The 21000-nt window shown below is 48.1% G+C and carries 15 protein-coding genes; 8 read left to right on the top strand and 7 right to left on the bottom strand.

The features are described from left to right. The first annotated feature begins 83 nt into the window (after positions 1 to 83). Complete coding sequence (locus KDK15_RS06810; protein WP_257294615.1) at positions 84 to 1004, top strand: hypothetical protein; 921 nt, start codon at positions 84 to 86, stop codon at positions 1002 to 1004. A gap of 69 nt (positions 1005 to 1073) precedes the next feature. Further along, positions 1074 to 3629: a hypothetical protein gene (locus KDK15_RS06805; RefSeq protein ID WP_257294614.1), complete on the top strand. Its 2556-nt coding sequence runs from the start codon at positions 1074 to 1076 to the stop codon at positions 3627 to 3629. Between the two features lie 79 nt (positions 3630 to 3708). Here KDK15_RS06805 and rep read toward each other — a convergent pair whose 3' ends face one another. The 3 genes from rep to KDK15_RS06790 all read right to left on the bottom strand — a co-directional run bounded on the left by rep (position 3709) and on the right by KDK15_RS06790 (position 7795). After that, positions 3709 to 5721: a DNA helicase Rep gene (gene rep / locus KDK15_RS06800; RefSeq protein ID WP_257294613.1), complete on the bottom strand. Its 2013-nt coding sequence runs from the start codon at positions 5719 to 5721 to the stop codon at positions 3709 to 3711. Positions 5722 to 5749: 28 nt separating this feature from the next. Next, complete coding sequence (locus KDK15_RS06795; protein ID WP_257294612.1) at positions 5750 to 6511, bottom strand: SDR family oxidoreductase; 762 nt, start codon at positions 6509 to 6511, stop codon at positions 5750 to 5752. Positions 6512 to 6718: 207 nt separating this feature from the next. Beyond that, complete coding sequence (locus tag KDK15_RS06790) at positions 6719 to 7795, bottom strand: hypothetical protein (protein WP_257294611.1); 1077 nt, start codon at positions 7793 to 7795, stop codon at positions 6719 to 6721. A 279-nt stretch (positions 7796 to 8074) separates the two neighbouring features. Here KDK15_RS06790 and KDK15_RS06785 point away from each other — a divergent pair, with 279 nt between their 5' ends. The 3 genes from KDK15_RS06785 (at position 8075) to groL (ending at position 10919) form a co-directional block, all read left to right on the top strand. Beyond that, entirely contained in the window at positions 8075 to 8572 is a 498-nt protein-coding gene (locus KDK15_RS06785) for an FxsA family protein (protein WP_257294610.1), read from the top strand. Positions 8573 to 8908: 336 nt separating this feature from the next. Continuing rightward, positions 8909 to 9202 (top strand): co-chaperone GroES, encoded by a 294-nt coding sequence (locus tag KDK15_RS06780; protein ID WP_257294609.1) that lies wholly within the window; start codon positions 8909 to 8911, stop codon positions 9200 to 9202. 70 nt (positions 9203 to 9272) lie between these two features. Beyond that, positions 9273 to 10919: a chaperonin GroEL gene (gene groL, locus KDK15_RS06775; RefSeq protein ID WP_257294608.1), complete on the top strand. Its 1647-nt coding sequence runs from the start codon at positions 9273 to 9275 to the stop codon at positions 10917 to 10919. Between the two features lie 375 nt (positions 10920 to 11294). On the opposite strand, the gene KDK15_RS06770 is transcribed toward groL, so the two are convergent. Next, on the bottom strand, positions 11295 to 11906 hold the full coding sequence (locus tag KDK15_RS06770) for a hypothetical protein (RefSeq protein WP_257294607.1): 612 nt from the start codon (positions 11904 to 11906) through the stop codon (positions 11295 to 11297). A 601-nt stretch (positions 11907 to 12507) separates the two neighbouring features. Further along, entirely contained in the window at positions 12508 to 13920 is a 1413-nt protein-coding gene (locus KDK15_RS06765) for a hypothetical protein (RefSeq protein ID WP_257294606.1), read from the bottom strand. Positions 13921 to 14236: 316 nt separating this feature from the next. Here KDK15_RS06765 and KDK15_RS06760 point away from each other — a divergent pair, with 316 nt between their 5' ends. The 3 genes from KDK15_RS06760 to KDK15_RS06750 all read left to right on the top strand — a co-directional run bounded on the left by KDK15_RS06760 (position 14237) and on the right by KDK15_RS06750 (position 17858). Further along, a complete protein-coding gene (locus tag KDK15_RS06760; RefSeq protein ID WP_257294605.1) occupies positions 14237 to 16105 on the top strand; it encodes a hypothetical protein in 1869 nt (622 codons plus the stop codon). A gap of 245 nt (positions 16106 to 16350) precedes the next feature. Then, the gene (locus KDK15_RS06755) at positions 16351 to 17037 is read left to right on the top strand and encodes an RING finger domain-containing protein (protein ID WP_257294604.1); all 687 of its coding nucleotides are present in this window, start codon (positions 16351 to 16353) and stop codon (positions 17035 to 17037) included. Between the two features lie 179 nt (positions 17038 to 17216). Next, positions 17217 to 17858: a glutathione S-transferase family protein gene (locus tag KDK15_RS06750; protein WP_257294603.1), complete on the top strand. Its 642-nt coding sequence runs from the start codon at positions 17217 to 17219 to the stop codon at positions 17856 to 17858. A gap of 146 nt (positions 17859 to 18004) precedes the next feature. Here the strand turns inward: KDK15_RS06750 and astB are convergent, their stop codons facing one another. Next, complete coding sequence (astB, locus tag KDK15_RS06745) at positions 18005 to 19345, bottom strand: N-succinylarginine dihydrolase (protein ID WP_257294602.1); 1341 nt, start codon at positions 19343 to 19345, stop codon at positions 18005 to 18007. A 36-nt stretch (positions 19346 to 19381) separates the two neighbouring features. Then, positions 19382 to 20863 carry a succinylglutamate-semialdehyde dehydrogenase gene (astD, locus tag KDK15_RS06740; protein WP_257294601.1) on the bottom strand — a complete coding sequence of 494 codons (1482 nt, stop codon included), beginning with the start codon at positions 20861 to 20863 and terminating at the stop codon, positions 19382 to 19384. Positions 20864 to 21000 lie beyond the last annotated feature (137 nt).

The raw sequence follows: 21000 nt of genomic DNA, 5'->3' as shown, positions 1-21000 counted from the left end.
TGAGCCTTGGATCATAACAACGAATGTTGCGCTCGTTGCGGTTTTAATCAAGAGTGGATGTCAAAACTCATACAGGGAAACTAATGATTAAATGGATGCCCATTATTGTTTTTATGGTGTTGTTTCTTGTTCTGCCAGGAAGATCAGAAGCGAATTACCCGGGCAAGTTTGTTCCGGTTTCACAGAGAGAAGCCTTGAGCAGTTCAACAAACGATGCGGTTATCGTGGATAGTGAGAATAGCTGGCTAACCGGAATATTGGTCGGAAACCCTGGCGCCAGAGAGTGGGTTAATGGGATTTTGTGGAGTTCCGGAGAGCTGGCGGTGCATGCCAGTGAAGTGTCGCAGCTTGCGCAGTACCCTCCATTTCAATATTTGCTTTCTGTTGAAGCAACGGGCCGAGCGCTTTGGAAGGATCTGGTTGCTACACAAGATTCAGAGGCGTTCGTTTTTTCCTTTCGAAGTAAAGCCTTCTGGAGAAGTCCTTTCAGTTCTGAAAGTGACTTCATTCTTACGGATATTACCCCTCTGGCAGAAGATTTTTCCGTTTCCCATTCGTTTAAAGCGTTTCCGGAAGGTGTTGAAGTTGATTGGGATTATCACAGCCACTGGTTTTATCGTGAGAAAGTAGCCAGGGGGCTGGTCACCAGAATTCAGCGGATAAACAGACGTTTGTTAAGTAATCTGTGTATTATTGATATTCATTTAGGCGGCTCTCGAGATATTGTCAGTTATCGGGATGAATGGATACCCGCCCAGAGTTTTCCCCGTGAGTCAGTAAGTGATGAAACTGGAAGCACTCTTGAAAAAAAACGAGGGGCACGCATCGACCATCAGTTGGTTCCTGATGTTGGACAGTTTACCACCTATCAGGAAAGCCTTTGCCGCTATGCAGAAGATGCTGCTGCTTCGAGTCAGGAGGTGAATATTCTCTATTCGGATTTTTGGGACTCCAGTGAGCGTCTGGTCGAAGCAGAAGTCTATAAAATATGGGTTCGGGGTTGAATGTCCTGTGAACCTTTTTGAAGAATGAGTGTCAAACGGGGTAAAAATTATCTTGCAGGAAGCAATCCGATGCATAGCAATTTCAGTTATGGCACAGCCAGCGTCATTCCTGCGATCACGGATAATCCGGCAGTTGACCGCGGCAGCGATGGCCTGCAAAACGACTCTGATCTGAACTCTGGTGAGTGGAGTGGGCAAGGGCAAGGGGGTGTTGAAAACCGCTGTCGTTTAAATGCGTGGCAGGTCGATAGTGTCGCTAACACCCGCAATGAGATTGCCACGGCATCGGCTTGCCAGGGCTCTGTTGTTGCTGGGCAAGCCAGCGGGACCAGAGTTGCTGCAAGAGTGGTGAGTCATTCTGTGGCACCGGGTGTCGATAGAGCAGCTACTGCACCAGCCTCACCACACGGGCTACAGGCTAATGACTTGCAGGCAGCAACAAATCAGGGTAGTGATCGCAATGCCGGACTCATATATTGGCTTGACCGCTTTCTGAGTATTCCCGTGGATCGGTTCACGGTTCCCGGTGAGGACGTTAAGGAAAGATTTGCAAACTTTGACCCGCGTGTAGCTGGTATCAAGTGGACTGTGGATAAGCTCTGTTCTTTAGGTTCGAAACGAGTGCTGGATAGCTGTGTGACTGCCTGGCTGGAGAAAAAGCAAGATCGGAACCAGATAACAAGAAATCTGCTTGGCTTGCAAAAAGATATGCCCGTGGAGATGACAGTCTATTTTCGAAACTGGGTGCTACTGAAATGCTACAGCGATATGCTTCGCGGTGAGCCGGTTTCTAAAACTGACCGGCAGTATCTGGTACAGGCCCTGAATCAAAGTGTGTTGAATGACTTTGCTGAGTTAACCAATAAAGCCAGCATGATGATGGATTTTTATTCATTAAGCCTGCTCTATTTTATGGGGGGGTTGCCGCACTTTGAGGATGGCGTTAATTACCACAAGGGTATTACCTTGCTGGCCTATTGCCCGGTATTACTCAGGGAAATGTATTTCTTTTTGTCGCCGGTCAGCTTTTCTCCCTACGATTATGTGCGGTTTGCCCCGGTAAGCATCAAGTCATTGTTTGTCAGTCAGCCGAATGTGCCACCGAAAACCTGGCTTGGTGGCGCAATGCAGATGATGGTGATGACTTATTTACAGCAGCAGAACGATCACTTATGGGGAGTCAAACGTTATAACTGCTCGCGCTGGTTCTCTGACTCAGAGTTAAGATCTGAACTCTACCTGTTAGTCAAGGCTTTGATTGGCGAATGCCTGTCACTTACCGCCAGTATGGACACCGGAAGAAAAAAGTCATGCAAGCGCAGAGTACTGGAGATTGACAAAAAGCTTCAATCAGCCGTCAATCGTCTCGTCCCAAAAGAAGGCAATCAAGACTATGAAGATATTCATACTTTGGCCACCTGTCTTCAGGCAAGAATCCATCAGTGTGCACATACTGCTTCACCAATGTATAGCTGGAAAGTAGCCAACTTATATCGCAAAGCCGCACAAATGTCCCCTAATCACTGGTCAAGTGCCTATATTTTTTTCCTGAAAGCCCATAAGTGGGATTTGGCTGCCAATGCGGCAGCTGAATATGCCCGCTATTATCTGAAGGAAAGCCCTTTGCTGGCTGAGTACTGGAGTGATACCAGTGAGCGGGCCAGGGAGTTGGTTGCCTTTCCAGAAACACCAAGAGGGCAGGCAGCGGCTTTAGACAAAGACTACGATTTTGACGCAGTTTTACGACAGTTTTCTGAAGATGTGCCAAAGTCTGCCATCCTGTCTGTGGGGCTTGCCCGGAATAAAGGCAGGAAGCGCAATGGTCAAAGAAACGAGTCTGGTAACAAGTCAGGGCGTGATGCCATTCAATCCCCAAGGGCGGGTGGGGCTGAGCGGCACGAGCCTCTGACGGTCAAGGCGGGTCAACAAGAGGTTTCGCCAGTGATCAGGGCGGTCCGATCCGGCAAGCATAGTTTTGCTTGGCCATCGGCTGATTGTCAGGGTTTCCAGGTCCAGTCGGCCAGGGGAGCCATAAAGCCTTTTGAAAAATTGCTTTCCCGGAACTGGAATCCGATTGTTCTGCAAACACTCCGGTGTATCCGGGCGGCCAGGGTCCGGTCGGATATCACCGCCGAGCGCCAGATATACCAGAAGTTGTTGAATCATCCTCTATTGAAAACCTGTATTGGCATTGAGCGAATCTGGGAGGAGTGCGCATGGACGGAGTTGCATCAGTTTGATGATTTTTTTCGCTCGGCTGTCATTCCCGATGCACCGATGAGACAGAAGGCCAGACAATGGGTGCTGGATGCCCGGAATAAATTTATTTTGCCGTCACTGATGTATTGTCTGGAACAGGATCAGATTGACCCTGACATAAATCCTGAAGTCATCTGGAATGCGGTGCAGGCAATGCTGGAACAACCGGAAATCGCCAGCGACCCTCAGGTTGATGTTGAAATCAGATTCAGACTGCGTTGTCTGTTCAGTTCCATGGGGCATACTTTCAGTCTCTGGGCTATGACTGATTCATCCAACGCTGACCATCACCGGCAAAGGGCGCAAACATGGTATGGATACAAAAAAATCGATCCGGGTTATGTATGGACAACAGGTGCAGGGTAAAAGCCTCAAGTCGTTTAGCTACAGCTACAAAGCAGCAGAAGAAGAAGGTAGCCTTGCCCTTTACTTGTGCTCATGTCGGCTATACGCCGATAGACTTGTAAAGCGCATCCAGTCCCATCTTACCTGCCATTTTTTTGGTTTCCTGGCGGGATGATTCATCAAAGCCCGTATACACCAGGTCTTCCTGTGGCAACTCATCAAGGAAGCGGCTGGGCATTGTATCAATGATCTCACCAAACTGCTTTCTTTGTCCGGCCAGTGTCATGGTCAGTGATTTCCGGGCTCGGGTAATGCCGACATAAGTAAGACGACGCTCTTCCTCAATATTATCTTCTTCAATACTGGTTCGGTGAGGCAGCAGCTCTTCCTCCATCCCCATCATAAAGACATGGGGATACTCAAGACCTTTGGAGGCGTGGAGAGTGAGTAGCTGAACACGGTCTGCATCTTCCTCTTCTTCATTGCGTTCCAGCATATCCCGTAAAATCAGCCGGGCAATGGCATCGGCAACCGTTCTGTCTTCGTCACCCCGTTCCAGGGTTTGCTGAAGGGCATCCACCAGAAACCAGACATTGGCCATGCGCTTTTCAGCCTGAGCGGGGGTTGAGGAGTGCTGCATCAGCCAGTTTTCATAATCGGTATCGGCAATCATTTCACGAATCACCTGCATAGGGTCTTCGCTGGTTTGCAGCCGTCGTGAAGTGTCGTCCATCCACCCGGTAAAGCGTCGCAGCCTTTCGACGTACTGAGGGGCCAGGTCTTCTGCAAGGGCGGCTTTTTCACAGGCCTTGTACATACTGATGTGATGTTTGTTGGCGTAATTGCCCAGCTTCTCCAGTGTCGATGGCCCGATCTCCCGCTTAGGGGTATTCACCACCCGCAGAAACGCGTTGTCATCATCCTGATTAATCAGCAGGCGAAGGTAGGCCATGACGTCTTTCACTTCAGCCCGGGCAAAGAACGAGGTGCCGCCATTAATGTGGTAAGGAATACCATGGTGCTGAAGTTTCAGTTCCAACAACCGCGACTGAAAATTTCCCCGGTAGAGAACGGCATAATCTTTATAGCTGTTATCGTGGCGTAGTTTGTGAGCGATGATCTCTGTGGCAATCCGCTCACACTCCATTTCGTCATTTCGGCATTTAATGACGCGGATTTCATCCCCGACACCCATCTCACTCCATAATGTTTTTTCAAACACATGTGGGTTGTTGGCAATCAACGTATTCGCTGCTTTCAGAATACGGCTGGTGGAACGGTAATTCTGTTCCAGCTTGATCACCTTTAAGCTGGGATAATCTTCTTTCAGCTGCGCCAGATTTTCCGGTTTTGCGCCACGCCAGGCGTAAATGGACTGGTCATCATCACCGACTACGGTCAACTTACGACGGTCGCCCACCAATCGCCTGACCAGCTCATACTGGGCACCATTGGTGTCCTGGTACTCATCCACCAGCATATAGTGAACTTTGTCCTGCCAGCGTTGCTGAACCTCCGGATAATGTCTGAATAACTCCACCGGTTTCATGATCAGGTCATCAAAGTCCACTGAGTTATAGGCTTTCAGCATGCGGTTATAGTGCTCATAAACAATCGCTGCCGTCTGCTCCCAGGGCTGTCTGGCCACCTGTAACGCCCGGGCCGGGGAGATCAGATCATTTTTCCAGTTGGAGATACAGTGCTGGATCTGATCCACACCATTATCATCTGCAGAGGTATCCCGCTGCATCAGGTCGGTAATCAGTGACCGGGCATCCTGCTGATCAAAAATCGAAAAACCTGGTTTATAGCCCAGAATCTGGTACTCACGACGGATAATATTCAGGCCAAGGTTATGAAACGTAGAAACCGTCAGCCCGGAAGAAGCTTTGCCTTTCACCAGCTTGCCAACCCGCTCTTTCATTTCCCGGGCGGCTTTATTGGTAAAGGTAACGGCCACAATGTTTTTGGCGCTGATACCACACTGTTGAATCAGGTAGGCAATTTTGGTGGTAATAACACTGGTTTTACCACTGCCGGCACCGGCCAGTACCAGCAGGGGAGTATCGATGTATTTTACGGCCTCAGCCTGTCGATCATTGAGTCTTTGCACGCGTTCTGTTATCCCTGAAAAGTATCTTTCAAAGTTTTAACCCACCATCCAGCTCTAAAACCCGCCCATTGTAATAATCATTTTCAAAAATAAAACCAACGGTCCGGGCAATCTCTTCCGGGGTACCCATGCGCCCAACAGGAATACCCGCGGTTAATCTGGCTTTGGCTTCTGGCTTCATGCCGCCGGTCATTGCGGTTTCAATAACCCCCGGGGCAATGGCGGCACAACGGATGCCGTATTTGGCCAGTTCTTTGGACCAGGTCACTGTCATGGCTGAGACACCGGCTTTGGCAGCGGAGTAATTGCTTTGTCCAAAGTTTCCTTCACGGGCAATGCTGGCGATATTGACGATGACGCCCTTTGAGCCACTGTCGATCATACTGGCGGCGACTTCACGGCCGCAGAGGAAGACCCCTGTCAGGTTAACATTAATCACGGACTGCCATTTGTCGAAGGAGAGTTTGTCAGTCACTTTGCCATCTTTGGCTTTGATCAATAGACCATCTCTGAGAATGCCGGCGTTGTTGACCAGGCCATTCAATGGGCCGAGTTCTGCATAGGCTTTCTGAACAGCCGCTTCAACCTGAGCCTCTTCAGCAACATTCGCTGGCACTGCTACCGCGTTAACCCCTTTTGAACGACAGAGTTCCGCTGCTTTATGAAGTTCGGGAGTATCAAGGTCCATAAGACCCATATTGGCACCACGCTCTGCAAACCAGTTGGCCATTGCCAGGCCAAGTCCTCTGGCAGCACCGGTAATCAGGATGTTTTTATTTTTGATGTCCATAATTGTTCTTATGCTTTATTGGTGGAAGGTACAGTGATCATCCTGAAACGAATCTGAATAAAAGACAATATTTATAATGAGAGAATCCTTTCTTTGGAGAGCGGGCTGTACAGAGCCCGACTTGCCGGTTGTCTTTGATTTATTTGCGAGGCTGGTGTACCCGGGTAAGCAGTTTTTTTTCTTTAAGGGGTGAGTACAGCCTTCCTACTACCAGCGATCAGGAAATCCCTTCCTGGGAACAAAATCAGGGTTTAGCTCAGGGGCTGGATCAGCAGCATCGCGGGAATTTTCAACAAACTGCCATAATGCCTCGGACAGTTGTTGTACCTGGGTTGTTCTCAGAAATATTTGCAGTTCTTTTATAAACACCTGTTCTTCCGTTAGTGCTCCCCGTCCCGGTGGTGGCGGTGAATCCACCGGGTAGGGGATTCTTCCGCACAGTATATTGCCAGTGACCCCTTCCGATTTAAGGAAGTTTAAGATTTTATCTTTATGGTCGTTGATGGATTGAATTGATCTACGATCGATATTATAAAATACCAAATCAAGAATGACGTTCTCTTTGAATCCATTGGGGGATTTCCAGCCATAATCAGGTTTTGTTAAACAAGGACCAGGGCAGGTCCTTGTTGCGTAATAAGGAAAAGAGCAGGTCTTGTTTTCGCTGAACATTTCACATATCTCAATCCATTGTTTGACTCTTTCATCATCTGGGTCGTTGGCCTGCATCCGGTTCAGTTGATCTCTCAAATGTTGTGCATTGTTTTCCCCGAAAATCTCAATCAATGCGTCTTCGTTGCTGTCCAGACCCAGTTCTTTTCTCCATACATAATCAACAGGATCTTTTGGCAGGTTGATATATGAACGATAACGTTCGGACCCGGAATTTGGGCTATCACCATGACATTTAAGAACTCGTCCAAGCCCCCGTTCAATGAACATGCGTACATTGCCCTCAGGCATGGGGATGTCAAATGCCCCCACATTGGGTGTGATCTCTCTGTCCGTAATAAGCCATTTCCGAGTCCATCGAAGGGGGGTTTTCGAGCGCGTTTCGAGGATAGTTCCATCTTCTCGTTCACCATCACACAAATCCCAACTGAAAATCTGAACTTTGAGAGGCATGAGTTCATCGAATTTCCTGAGTTCTTCTTTCCTGAGTTCTTCAGCAGTAGAAACCTGATACCCACAAAAGCGTTCTTTGGATTCTGGCGGGTTATGGGTTGTTGCAGGATCAATTGCTGCTGCCTGAACAGGGGCTGTTGTGGTAAGGGAATTTTGCATCGTGTAGGGTTCTCCGTATTTACTGACCGGGACCGTCTGGATGGAATTCTGATAATTATCAAACGCTGCTTTAAACGTCTTAAAAGTTTTGACAGTTCATTCAGTCGATTGGTTCCTGCCTTTTGGATTTTCAGTCAGTTGTTCGGGCTCTTGGCAGCGTGTTGCATCTAAAGTTCAACAGTCTTGCCCGGAATGAAGCCAACTGTGCTTTCTGACAACCCTTGAAAAAAAACGACACTGCCTCTATATAGGAGGCTCCAATGATTCACGGGGCCTCTTATGCGCTTCCTCTTTCTGCTATTTATTCTTTTACCCATTCTGGAAATGGTGGTGCTAATCAAAGTGGGCAGTATCATCGGAGCCTGGAATGCGGTTGCCCTGGTTATTCTGTCGGTATTTACTGGCATCGAAGTGATTCGCCGTCAGGGCTTCAAAACCACATTAAGAGCCCGTCAGAAGATGGCAGCAGGTGAACTGCCCGCTTTGGAAATGCTGGAAAATCTGGCCATTGCCCTGGGTGGCCTGTTGCTGTTGATCCCCGGTTTTATTACCGATTTTCTGGGGATATTCCTGTTGATTCCACCGGTTCGTCGGTTGTTGATCCGCCGCTGGCTGAAAGTGAGCGGGGTTAAGGTGCAGCAAACCAATATCTTTGAGGCTGAGTATCGCCGTGAGCCATCATGGCATCATGATCAAACCCATCTTAACCATACGATTGATGGGGACTATACCCGGGAAAATGATGATGATGGTTCCGAAAGCCGAAAGCGCCATTAATTGATAAGCCTTGATTTCTGAACATGTAACGAATTTTTCACTCTATCAGGAGTGTAAAGCCTGAGTTTTGTGGAAAAGTTGTTTTTTTTCCATCTGCCTCTTGAAAACTGTGCCAGCTACCCATACTAAGGGGAACACCTGATAAGACTTCGGCAAGGCCTTGAACTGTTATTAAAGGCCCGTGTCAAAGTAAACTTCATCCCGGGTGCATACCAGGAGGTTCGGGTAATCCGGGCCATAGTGAAGCGATGATGTATCGTTTTACTGCCATTACGTTGATAGCGAGCAGCCTGTAAAAGGTTGCACGGCATAAGCAAACTGTTGGAGAAAGAATCGATGAAAATCCGTCCGTTGCGTGATCGCGTGGTCGTTCGTCGTGTCGAAGAAGAAACTACCTCTGCTGGTGGCATCGTACTGCCAGGTTCTGCCGCTGAAAAGCCTAACCAGGGTATTGTGGTTGCAGTCGGCGATGGCGTGTTTCTGGACAATGGTGAAAGGCGTCCTGTTAGCGTTAGCGTTGGTGACAAGGTTATATTCGGCAAGTATGCAGACTCAAACACCGTGAAGATTGACGGTGAAGAGCTGATCATTCTGTCTGAAAGTGACATTTACGCCGTTCTGGAAGGCTGATTTTCGGGCAATCACACGGCATTTTTCCGATTTCACAAGATTTTGTAAATAGTGCACAGGGTCACCAACCATGGCAGCTAAACAAGTTAAATTTGGCGACGAAGCTCGCAAAGAAATGCTCAAGGGCGTCAACATCCTGGCTGACGCTGTAAAGGCCACTCTGGGTCCTAAGGGCCGTAACGTTCTGCTGGAGAAATCCTTTGGCGCGCCTACCATCACTAAGGATGGTGTGACCGTCGCCAAGGAAATCGAACTGAAAGACAAGTTCCAGAACATGGGTGCCCAGCTGGTTAAGGAAGTGGCTTCCCAGGCTAACGACCAGGCCGGTGACGGTACGACTACGGCTACCGTTCTGGCCCAGTCCATTCTGAACGAAGGTCTTAAGTACGTTGCCGCCGGCATGAATCCAATGGACCTGAAGCGTGGTATCGACAAAGCGGTAGCGGCTGTTGTTGAGCAGCTAAAGGCCATGTCAACGCCTTGTGAAGACAGCAAGTCCATCGCCCAGGTCGGTACTATCTCTGCCAACTCCGATGAAATTGTTGGCCAGATCATCGCCGAAGCCATGGAAAAAGTCGGTAAAGAAGGCGTTATCACTGTTGAAGAAGGCAGCGGCCTGGAAAACGAACTGGAAGTTGTTGAAGGCATGCAGTTCGACCGTGGCTACCTGTCTGCATACTTCATCAACAACCAGGAAAGAATGTCGGCTGAACTGGAAAGCCCATTCATCCTGCTGGTTGACAAGAAAATTTCCAACATCCGCGAACTGCTGCCGGTTCTGGAATCCGTTGCCAAAGCTGGCAAGCCACTGATGATCATCGCTGAAGACGTTGAAGGGGAAGCCCTTGCGACTCTGGTGGTGAACAACATGCGCGGTATCGTTAAAGTAACAGCAGTTAAAGCACCAGGCTTCGGTGACCGCCGCAAGGCCATGCTGCAGGATATCGCTATCCTGACTGGCGCTACGGTTATCTCTGAAGAGGTAGGCTTGTCTCTGGAAACGGCGACTCTGGACGACCTGGGTACTGCCAAGCGCGTACAGATTACCAAAGAAGACACTACTATCGTTGACGGCGCTGGCGTTCAGGCTGACATCGTTGCCCGTGTTGAGCAGATCCGTGCCGAGATCGAAAACTCTTCTTCTGACTACGACAAAGAGAAGCTGCAGGAGCGCGTAGCCAAGCTGGCTGGGGGTGTTGCCGTTGTTAAGGTAGGCGCTGCTACCGAAGTTGAGATGAAAGAGAAGAAAGCCCGGGTTGAAGACGCCCTGCATGCCACCCGTGCTGCGGTGGAAGAAGGCGTGGTTGCTGGTGGTGGTGTAGCCCTGGTTCGCGCCCTGTCTGCCATCAACGTTGAAACCGTTAATGCTGAGCAGCGTGCCGGAGTTGAGCTGATTCTGCGTGCCCTGGAAGGCCCGATCCGTCAGATCGCTACCAACTCTGGTGACGAAGCTTCTGTGGTTGTTGACAAGGTTAAGGCAGGTTCTGGTAACTTCGGTTATAACGCAGCCACCGGTGAATACGGCGACATGATCGAAATGGGTATCCTGGATCCAGCCAAGGTAACCCGTTCTGCCCTGCAGGCAGCTGCCTCTGTTGCAGGCCTGATGATCACTACTGCAGCCATGGTTGCTGATGAGCCACAGGACGACGCTCCAGCTGCTATGCCTGATATGGGCGGTATGGGTGGTATGGGTGGTATGGGCGGCATGATGTGATGCGACGATAGTCGTGCAGGTAGCTAGCTTGGCTGGGCTGCACCATGAGCGACCACTCACTTATCGAGTGTTTGGTCGTTCCACTTCCAGTAGAAAATAGCATTTCAATCTAACCGGTATCCGGTCTGAATCATGAACGGGTACCGGCCTCTCTCTTACTAAGAAAGCCGTCATCAGGGTATGGGTTCAGGTCTGGACTCACTGTGTTGCTTAGGGAACTTAATGAATTGAGACACGTTGAAGCAGAACCGAATTTATTTAGTAGCCTGGGGATAGTGCGTCGCTGGTAACGGCGGGGTATGAAGCTTCCTGACAATGTACTCTAACCGTGAGGTGTCTGTGTGGATCAGTTCAAAATGGAAGCATAATTCATGATTAAAAGGTGGAATTGGTATATGCGACAGCTGCGCAAGCGGGGTCTTTGCGAAACTCTCTAAGGCGCTTCCTTCGGTATTCCCTTTGGTACTCTCTCTGGCGTTCAACGTAAGCGGGATCTTTGCGACGCTCCTTTCGGCGCTCCCTCAACAGCCTGTTTTGGCGTTCAACGTAAGCGGGATCTTTGCGAAACTCTTTTTTGCGCTGTTTTTCACGCTCTACGTAAGCAGGATTTTTGCGAAGCTGCCTTTGGCGCTCCCTTATGCGTTCTGCGTAATCGGGATCATTCTTGTAGCGTTCCCTTCGACTCTTTGCCAAATCAGGATCATTCCGATAACGCTCCCTTTGGCGTACCCTGCGGCGCTCTGAGTGATCGGAATAATTCTGATAGCACTTTTGGCGCCGAACTGCTGAAGTGTTAGCACTAACATCTTCTTCTGCCTGGGGTGTTTGATTATCACTTGTCGTTTGGTTCTGGTTTTGCGGGCTAACTACAGTAACTGGCCTTGAATTTTGTGGGTTAGAGAGCATATCAGGAAGATTGGTTAACTGATAATCCGGATCCGAATGGCTCGCTGGTATCGGCTCGTTGACCTCAGGCTTGCTCCCCAATATGCATACCTGCTGAGTAGAGCGGATGTCTGGTATTGATGATAGCGCATCATCTAAGGGATTAGTGTCAGAATGACAAGATGAATATTCATCCAGCCCTGACTGTGGCACCTCAGAAATATCAGTTCCATGAGGGTCTTCTTGATCGGTATGAGTTAGAGATGCAATCTTATATTTATTCAATAAACCAAATGGATCAGGGTTATTGTTGTGTCTGTCTGATTGACCATGGTAAACATGAAAGGGAGTTCTCAGCGCCTGAACAGATATGCCTTGATACGTCGGCTGTTGTTCATTTTTGATATTTTGGTGCTTTTGTTCTTGTGAACTCGAATAAAGCCCAGCAAAAGCAACCTCGAATGGAGGTAATTTAACAGAACGATTCATTGAATTATTAAATTATTGAATTCCAGTTTAAGACCTTTTCTTTTTGTATTAGTTTCTCCCATAAACACTCTGTCTAATAATTATTCCAGTCATGCATAATTATTTATTATAGCTATTAGTAATATTGACGTTATTGATGTCCGCACATTCTATGCCTGAAATTTTGTGATGCAAAGTATTGGCTCGTATCAGTATCACTTAAACACGATGATTTTTATCTGGGCTTAATAAATTTAATGCGTTGAAGCTTAATGGGCATTGTGATGCTTCCCCCTGCTGATCGAACCTTCAGTAACAGCCTTTCGCGTTCGACGGCGAGCAGTTCTCCACTGAAACGTTTCGATGGTTCGACATAAACATCTAACCAGGCGCCAATATGATTTGGTAACTCATAAATTGGAATGTTCCTGGACTGCTGATGCTTCCGTAATTCCGTTTCCTGATTACTTGCAGGCAGTTCATCAACAAAGATGTAGGTTTTGGATGCTTCTTCATAGGTGGGCTTAGGTTTCCACTCCGTCTTAATATTTGCATTGGTATTCTTGGAAGGGGGTTCCGTCATTTCCACATCATCTGAATCCCCTGCCGGGCCAAAATGAGCTGGGGTGATGATTTCAAAGGGAGAAACTGGGCTGTTGTTAACCTGCAGAGTGAGACCAAATGATGAAACCCAGAGCTCAGTGTCATATACAGAGATGGCCTGAGGATGGAAGTTGGGTGGAAAATGTGCCTTGATGGTCACGGTATCCGGATTCTTCAGAAAGTTGATGTAGGCATTTTTCATCGCTTCATTAGGAATAATGCCTGCTTTATAGTAGTAAAAGCTGTCTGGTAGAATGGTTATACGGTTAATGTATGCTTTTGTGGAAATACCTGAGCTATTAGCACAATGCTGGTTGCCCATCCTGATCAGACCCTCATCCTGGTAGGTAAATTCAGCATTGGTGAGGGAGGGTATTTGCATAAAGTCGTTGATAACAGGAGACCCTTTTTTGTAAAAGCTTGCCTGTAGTGATGCCTTGTATAGATTTGTGGCGCTGATGCCAAATCGAACAAACATTTTCTGATTTTCGGGAGTATATTTATATTCCCAGAAATGTCTATCAATGAGTGTATCAATACCCATCTGTTTGAATTCATTCAGGCCGATAATATATTCAATACCACAGGTAGGTTCGACTATGCTGCTCAGCTCTTGTTTGAGTTGTAACTGGCGTTGATCATTGAATAAGGTATAAAACTCTTCATTACCTTCTAGTGGCAGTTGAATTCCATCATACTGGAAGCGCAGTGAATCAGGCAGCTCTGAGAGTTCTCCATTACTGACATCATACACTGTCTTCATCATTGTCAAAGTGCTTGGGAAAATAACGGTTAGTTTTTTTATATTAATAGGGCTTTTGAAGGTTTTATTAGGGTTTAATATTATTTTTGTTATTGATACTTCACCATTTATATGAACATTAACGGTATCAAACTCAACCTCTGTGTAATCAGATATTACAGGTTTATATTTGTCTATTGCTTTGATCAACTGGGTTTCAGCATAAAATTTAAATCCAAACCATGCTGCAGGAGCAACAAAAAAAATAGGTATTAAGAATGATTTGATCAAGAAATTAATCATAGGCTTACCTGAATACGGTATTGCTGCGTAAGGTGAACATCTGATGATGATTCACTCCTTTATAAAAAATATGTTCTTGATCTTATTGTTTATCAAGTAATGCGTGTTTTATTTTTAATTGGCTGTGTGAGATGCTGAGCAAGTGTCATATTTTAAATTTTTTTTTGGTTTCTTATGTTGCTTGTCAAAAAAACAAGTTCTTCTAATATTCTGTTTTTTCTAATATTGTTATATTCATCGTATAGGGCTGGCATGCTTTAACTAACTTAATGAAAGGACTCTTATCTGAAACAACGTTGATTGAAAAGGATTTTCTATGAACCCTCCAGGCCCGCCACCATCAGGAACACCCGTTGGCCCTTCAGTTCACCCAACTCATTCCGGTGCTGGTGAAACAGCAGAGACAGGTACAACGTCAACCAGGCAGAGAGTCTCGCCTCATCCAGCCGAAAGGCGCATTCCCAGAAATGATAACCCTGTCAGGAGTAGTGGGCTACCTGACAATATTCAGCCAACAAGTGCTACCGGAGGTACGGTTCCCCCAAATAGAGCGGGGGGGGCTGAAGGAATCAAGCGTGATCTGAACAGGCTTTTGGCCGATGATAAGCCTCTGGAACAAAGTTTCAGAAAAAACGAGGAGATGAGATATATTGATGCGACGACAACTGCACTGGAAAAAATCCAGGATGCAATGAATGGCAAATGGGATCTTCCAAATGATAAGTTAAGGACTGCATTTAAAAAAGCGCATAAGGCAGCCATTAAAACTCTTAGAGAAGACAAGTCGAGTGATGTCAAACTAACTTTTAATTCGCCCGATGGACAACGGGTTCGTTTAATTCCACCTGAGCTGGATGGTTTGGATTTATCTGACTTGAAGTCATGGTTGCAGGGATCTCTGGAGTTAGTGGGTGAACTGAAATCGGAAAAACAGTCTGCTTATGATGCAGGTCTTATCGAGCAGGCCATTACTGATGGTGCCCGTGATTTTAATACTCTCCTTTCTCAGCTGGCGCAGCTCGGCTCATCCGAGCAAGAGATTCTGGGCTTCCAGGCCCGCTTTCATGCCATACAAAACCCAATTATCAGCCTTTCTTTTGATGGCAGTAGCCAGCATTCTTCAGATAGACCAGGGAACCTTGGTACTCCCGAGGCATTAGAGCCAAATCCCTCCATTAAAATTACCAATGACCCTGAGAAGGCATCGGTGGTTTCTGAAGACGGGGATTCAGCTTTTGAGGAAGAAACTATTCCACCTGACGCTGATCACAAGAAACGGATTGAAAGAGCCAGGAAAGCTCACAAAGACCTCGCTTATCACAGGTATAACTCAAAAGAAACCAGTGGAGAAACGCTTGATGCCAAAGCGACGTTGATGGCGGAGTTGGAAAAACGTTTACGAGGCAAGGCTGAGAGTGATGAGGATGCTGACTCTGGTGTCTCGGCATTTTCCCGGACAAACCCGCAACGCTCAAATAGGTCGCCAGCCATTAGCACAAACGCTTCTTCAGCGGATGAATCCAGCCCTTATAGACCTTCTGGTGATAAAACGGGAGACCTTGGGAGACGTGTGGATTTTGAAGATGAAGCCATTACCCGGGATGATGGTGTACCGCCCGCCCAGTCGATACCTATGTTACAGGTTAAGAATGATGATGGTGTCGGCTTATTCCGTGCTTTGTTTGCCTATTATACCGGAGACAGTAACTGGCAGAATGCTTCGGAAGATCAAGTACGTAAAATGATAAGAGACGGGTCTATCGCTCAACCGGTAAAACTGGCCATTGAAGTTGCTACCCGTAAGTACCTTAAGCTGGATCCTTACAACAATGACTCGATGGACCCTCACAACATAGCTCAGCATGCCATAGCACAGAAGATCAATGAGTTGGATGATCAGGGGGTTTTAGTCCGGGAAATTTTTGCCAGGGCAATAGTGGATGGAAAGTTCTCTGACGAATCTTTCCATCGTCTTCCAGAGGTGCTTGGTATCACCGGTTTAATGACCAACAATCCCCGTGATCCCTATGCTTTTGAAATGAAAGTTTTTTCCAGGTTTATTATGGATACACTTCGCAAGACGCTGGGCGTGCCTGAATCCAGTGGTGATAACCCAGGATTTCGAAGGCTGAATAAAGGTTTTGGTGTGGTGTTAGGCGCTGACAATCAGCAGGATGAGGATTAAGAGAGATAGTGTCGCAGAACCTGATAAAACTTCCGGTTTATCTTCAGCGCGGGAAGAGATGAAGGTTATGGCTCCACCAGAGGATGACAAGACGCCTGAAACGTTAGGGGATAACCGCAATAATGGATTGCCGTTGAACTATTTCCAGGGAAAAATGTTCAGATGAAAAAATGTCTGGATACAAGTTGTCAATTTCCGAAGTGAATGAGCAACGGCGTGCGGCCAACCAAAACGGGAAAATATAAATGGAAACAAGCTCTGTTCCTACCAATAATAGTACGAGTCACTGTTTGATTTGCCTGGAAGATTTTACCAGTCGGCCCGGCCATGATGCAGTCAGCCTGAATTGTCATCACGTTTTTGGCCGATCGTGCATCATTCGCTGGGGAAGCAATAACCCGACCTGCCCTGGCTGCCGGGCACCGTTCGACCCCGATCAGATATATGACAGGTATATCACCATAACCAGACGTTTGATCAGAACAGTGGCAGCAGTTGCCTCGTACTTCAGGACTACCTTCTTGGACAGCCACTTCGCACTTGGCAGCATGGTCTTTACCACTGGAGGAGGGTTGATCCCCACCTTTGCCCGACTCCTTCCTCATCAGCCGAACGCTGCTTATATTATCGCGGGTTATTCCATCGGCGGCATCGCCGTTAGTTCTGCAGCTTGTGTTGCATTAGCCTCTAGTTACACTGCTCTGTTTCCCGCAAGCAGTCGTAGTTTGGCCATTGCCATGAGCAAGGGTGCAGCCCTTGGCATTGGCGTTTCAGGCCTTGCTGGCTTCTTTGTTGGAGCCATTGTACGTTCTGAAAATTCCAGCCTTCTTGCCTCTGCTATTGATTCAGGCATCCATGGCATGGCCGGGGGGCTGATGGTCGGAGCGACTATTGGCACAGTAGCCCTGGTAACCAAGTATCTGTGTCCGTAATCCCGCGCCTATACACTGAGGAAATTGCCCGGAAAGAGGCTTAGTGTTTTGCTCACTATGCAGAGACTCGCTTTATGAGGGCGGGAAGGTCATGTTCTGGTTTTCTGGATATTGCAAAGGCGGCAGTAAAAGGTAGGATAGCTGTTGGTTGAAAAAAGATAATCATAGAGGATGTGACCATGAGTAAGCTATATGGGGTGCCACTATCACCCATGGTTCGAAAAGTACTGCTGGCTCTGGAAATAAAACAGATTGACCATGAACTGGTGCCGGTTACCCCGTTTATGAAACCGGAAGGCTTTGAAAAAATCAGTCCCTTGAAAAAAATTCCTGCCTGGGAAGATAACAAAGTTACCCTGGCGGATTCGACGGTGATCTGCGAGTACCTTGAGGACCGTTATCCAGAACAGGCTCTCTACCCAAAAATGCCTGAGGAAAAAGCGAAGGCCCGCTGGTTTGAAGAGTATGCCGATACGGTGATGTTGCCGGTACTGGGAACGGCCTTTTTTGAGCGTGTGGCCAAGAAGCTGATTAACCAGCCTGCTGACGAAGTCAAAGTGCAGGAAATTTTACAAACCAAATTGCCACAGATTTGTGTTTATTTGGAATCTCAGGTTCCGGAAACAGACTTTCTGTTTGGGGGAGATCTTCAGTTGGCCGATATTGCCCTGGCCACCCACTTTATTAATCTCGCCCATGCTGGAGTCCAGATTGAGTCGGTAGAGTATCCGGTGCTGTCGGCTTATATTGATCGGCTTTTCCAGCATCCGGCCGTGGCACACAGGATTGCTGAAGATAAAAAGGTATTTGGCGGTAAGTAATCAAGGAATTAAAAAGGTCGCCGCCCGCTTCCCGCCACCCGTTGCCCGCAAAAGCACAAGCGGTTCCGGCTTTTCCGGCAGCGGGTAGCTTCCGTAGAAATGTGGAAGTTATTTCAAGACTGTTCCTTACATACGCTTGATGGTTATTAATTCTGGAATGGATAGACTGAACCCAGGTTAAGAATTTGTGTAAGTTCATCCAGGGCAGTTCGGGATTCTGTCAGTAAAAACGGGTCGGCCAAGTCTTTTTCCGACAACTGGTCACGATAGTGCTTTTTGACCCAGTGGCTGAGGGTTGCAAAGCGCTGGTCGTTGATCAGGCAATGTTGATTGGTCGCTGCCAGTTCCCGGTCATTTAATACCACTCTCAGTCGCAGGCAGGCCGGGCCTCCGCCGTTATTCATGCTCTGGCGAAGATCAAAAACCTTTAGATCCGTAATAGGGCAACTTGCGTCATTGAGTAAGCTTTGCAGGTAACTCCAGACCGCAGGTTCATTTTCACACTCAGAGGGGACAACGATCATGGTTTCGCCATTTTCCAGCGATAGGAGCTGGCTATTGAACAGGTAGGTTCCTACTGCCTGGGCTACTGAGACCTGTTGATCTGCTACTTCAACAATATGGAAGTCCATCGACCCATAAGCCTTTCTTAATGACTCATAGACAGCAGCCTGCTCCACAAATGCCTGTTCATGGCAGAACAGCAGGTTGCGGTTGCCGACAGCGATAACATCATTATGAAAAACGCCCTGATCGATAACCGCCGGGTTTTGTTGTGCCAATACCACCTTGTCCGGATCAAGCTGATGCAGGCGGGTGATAGCCTGGCTGGCTTCAAGACTCTGGCGGGCAGGGTATTTCTGTGGTGAGGTACTGTGTTGGTTAAATGCTTCCTGGCCATAAACGAAGAATTCAACGCCCTGTTCGCCATATTCCCGGCAAAAACGGGTGTGGTTCGCGGCCCCTTCATCGCCAAAGTATTCGGTGGAGGGCAGAGCCTGATGGTGAACAAAGTGGTCAGGATTATTAAACGTCGATTTTAGTATTTTTCCGGTAACGTCATGTTCAATAGAGCGGTGGAATTTATTGATTAAGTTAGCCGGCGTGAAATGTACTTTACTATCAGCGCAGTCAGTACTGGGAGAGACCGTCGCTGCATTGGCGGTCCACATACTGGAAGCGGAACAGCAGGCTGCCAGAACGGCAGGCATCTGTTGCGCCGCGTCAGACAGGACCCGTGAGTCACTGCCTGTGAAACCCAACCTTCGCAGAGTGGCAATATCCGGGCGCTCCTGGGGGGCTAAGACGCCCTGGATAAAGCCCAGTTCACTGAGCGCCTTCATTTTCTCCAGACCCTGGAGAGCCGCTTCCCTTGGGTTTGCTACTTTGCCCGCATAATGGATTGAGGCCTTGTTACCCTGGGATAACCCTGCATAGTTGTGGGTAGGGCCGACCAGTCCGTCAAAGTTGGCTTCTATTGTTTTCATTATTGACTACTTCACCATTGGGTCCATGGGGACTGTTTACAAATCAAGCCCGGGTGCCAGTTCTTTGGGCATACACAGTGACTCCGACTCAACACTGGCCACCGGGTAAGCGCAGTAATCTGCAGCGAAATAGGCGCTGGGGCGGTGGTTGCCACTGTCACCGGGGCCGCCAAAAGGTGCGGCACTGCTGGCACCGGTGATTGGACGATTCCAGTTAACGATACCCGCGCGTACTCTCTGCAAAAAGAACTGGTACTGCTCTGGTGCTTCACTGAATAATCCTGCGGAGAGACCAAAACGGGTGTTATTGGCTTCTGCAACGGCATCTTCAAAACGATCGTAACGAATAATTTGTAAGAGTGGGCCAAAGTATTCTTCATCGGGACGGTCTTTGATATTGGTCACATCAATAATACCCGGAGATACCAATCCGGTGCCCGCTTGAAGATGTGTTGATGAAAGCAGGCTTTTGCCTCCCAGGTTTTGCAGCGTTTCCTGGGCTGCCAATATCTGTTTGGCCGCAGCTTCAGAAATAAGCGCTCCCATAAAAGGCGCTTCTTGATCATCCCATTGACCTACTTTAATGTTGGCCGCAGCTACAGTGAGTGCATCAACAAACTGATCCCCCCAGGGCGTCGCAGGAACAAAAAGACGTCGGGCACAGGTACAGCGCTGACCTGCGGTAATAAATGCTGAATGAATAGTGTCGTGTACTGCAGCTTTGGTATCTGCCATCTCGGTGACAATCAGCGGATTGTTGCCGCCCATTTCCAGCGCCAGGATTTTTCCCGGCTGGCCGCTGTACTGCTGGTGGATCATCTTGCCGGTGTTTGAACTGCCGGTGAAAAACAGGCCATCAAGACCGGGGTGCCCGGCCAGAGCAATGCCAGTTTCTTTTTCTCCCTGAACCAGATTGATAACTCCGTCGGGTATGCCCACCTGCTGCCAGAGTTTCATCGTGTATTCTGCAACGGCCGGTGTTAATTCGCTGGGCTTGAAAACCACCGTGTTACCAGCCAGCAGTGCGGGAACAATATGCCCATTGGGAAGGTGACCCGGAAAATTGTAGGGGCCAAATACTGCAACAACCCCGTGTGGTTTGTGACGAATCACGGCTTTTCCTACGGGCATGGCATTTTCAACAGTACCGGTCCGCTCATGGTAGGCTTTTATTGAAATAGCGATTTTCCCGGCCATAGCAGCCGCTTCCGTTTTCGCTTCCCAAAGCGGCTTGCCGGTTTCTCTGGCAATGATTTCCGCCAGAGCCTCTTTATTCTGCTCCAGCTCATTGGCAAACGCCTTAATGAACGCCTCTCGTTCCTGAAATGGGCGAAAAGCCCAGTGATGACTGGCTTCCCGGGCGGCGCTTATCGCCTGATCTACCTGTTCTGCTGTGGCACTGGCACCCTGCCAGAGCATATTGCCTGTTCCCGGATTTTCTGATGAAAAGGGTTTGCCATTTGCCTTAAGCCACTGTCCATTGATAAACAGGCATTGTTGTTCATTTGTGTCTGACATGGTCTTAATCCTCTCAATTCGTTGACTCAGAATGACTAGTACACGGTTTCAATGTAATTGATGGGTTTCCTCTATCAGTGACGTCCAAACTCCGTTCGTCCTGAGCGGAGTCGAAGGGCGTAAACTCCATACCCTGA

This window comes from Endozoicomonas sp. YOMI1, from assembly GCF_024606345.1.
In the GTDB taxonomy this organism is placed as follows: domain Bacteria; phylum Pseudomonadota; class Gammaproteobacteria; order Pseudomonadales; family Endozoicomonadaceae; genus Endozoicomonas.
The sequence above is the reverse complement of the archived record's forward strand: the minus strand, read 5'-3'. Positions and strand labels throughout refer to the sequence as shown.

What these genes read in the sequence shown, in the direction of transcription:
- KDK15_RS06810 (WP_257294615.1), top strand. Translation starts at nt 84, where the DNA reads ATGATTAAATGGATGCCCATTATTGTTTTTATGGTGTTGTTTCTTGTT.
- KDK15_RS06805 (WP_257294614.1), top strand. Translation starts at nt 1,074, where the DNA reads ATGCATAGCAATTTCAGTTATGGCACAGCCAGCGTCATTCCTGCGATC.
- KDK15_RS06795 (WP_257294612.1), bottom strand. Translation starts at nt 6,511, where the DNA reads ATGGACATCAAAAATAAAAACATCCTGATTACCGGTGCTGCCAGAGGA.
- KDK15_RS06790 (WP_257294611.1), bottom strand. Translation starts at nt 7,795, where the DNA reads ATGCAAAATTCCCTTACCACAACAGCCCCTGTTCAGGCAGCAGCAATT.
- KDK15_RS06785 (WP_257294610.1), top strand. Translation starts at nt 8,075, where the DNA reads ATGCGCTTCCTCTTTCTGCTATTTATTCTTTTACCCATTCTGGAAATG.
- KDK15_RS06780 (WP_257294609.1), top strand. Translation starts at nt 8,909, where the DNA reads ATGAAAATCCGTCCGTTGCGTGATCGCGTGGTCGTTCGTCGTGTCGAA.
- groL (WP_257294608.1), top strand. Translation starts at nt 9,273, where the DNA reads ATGGCAGCTAAACAAGTTAAATTTGGCGACGAAGCTCGCAAAGAAATG.
- KDK15_RS06765 (WP_257294606.1), bottom strand. Translation starts at nt 13,920, where the DNA reads ATGATTAATTTCTTGATCAAATCATTCTTAATACCTATTTTTTTTGTT.
- KDK15_RS06760 (WP_257294605.1), top strand. Translation starts at nt 14,237, where the DNA reads ATGAACCCTCCAGGCCCGCCACCATCAGGAACACCCGTTGGCCCTTCA.
- KDK15_RS06755 (WP_257294604.1), top strand. Translation starts at nt 16,351, where the DNA reads ATGGAAACAAGCTCTGTTCCTACCAATAATAGTACGAGTCACTGTTTG.
- KDK15_RS06750 (WP_257294603.1), top strand. Translation starts at nt 17,217, where the DNA reads ATGAGTAAGCTATATGGGGTGCCACTATCACCCATGGTTCGAAAAGTA.
- astB (WP_257294602.1), bottom strand. Translation starts at nt 19,345, where the DNA reads ATGAAAACAATAGAAGCCAACTTTGACGGACTGGTCGGCCCTACCCAC.
- astD (WP_257294601.1), bottom strand. Translation starts at nt 20,863, where the DNA reads ATGTCAGACACAAATGAACAACAATGCCTGTTTATCAATGGACAGTGG.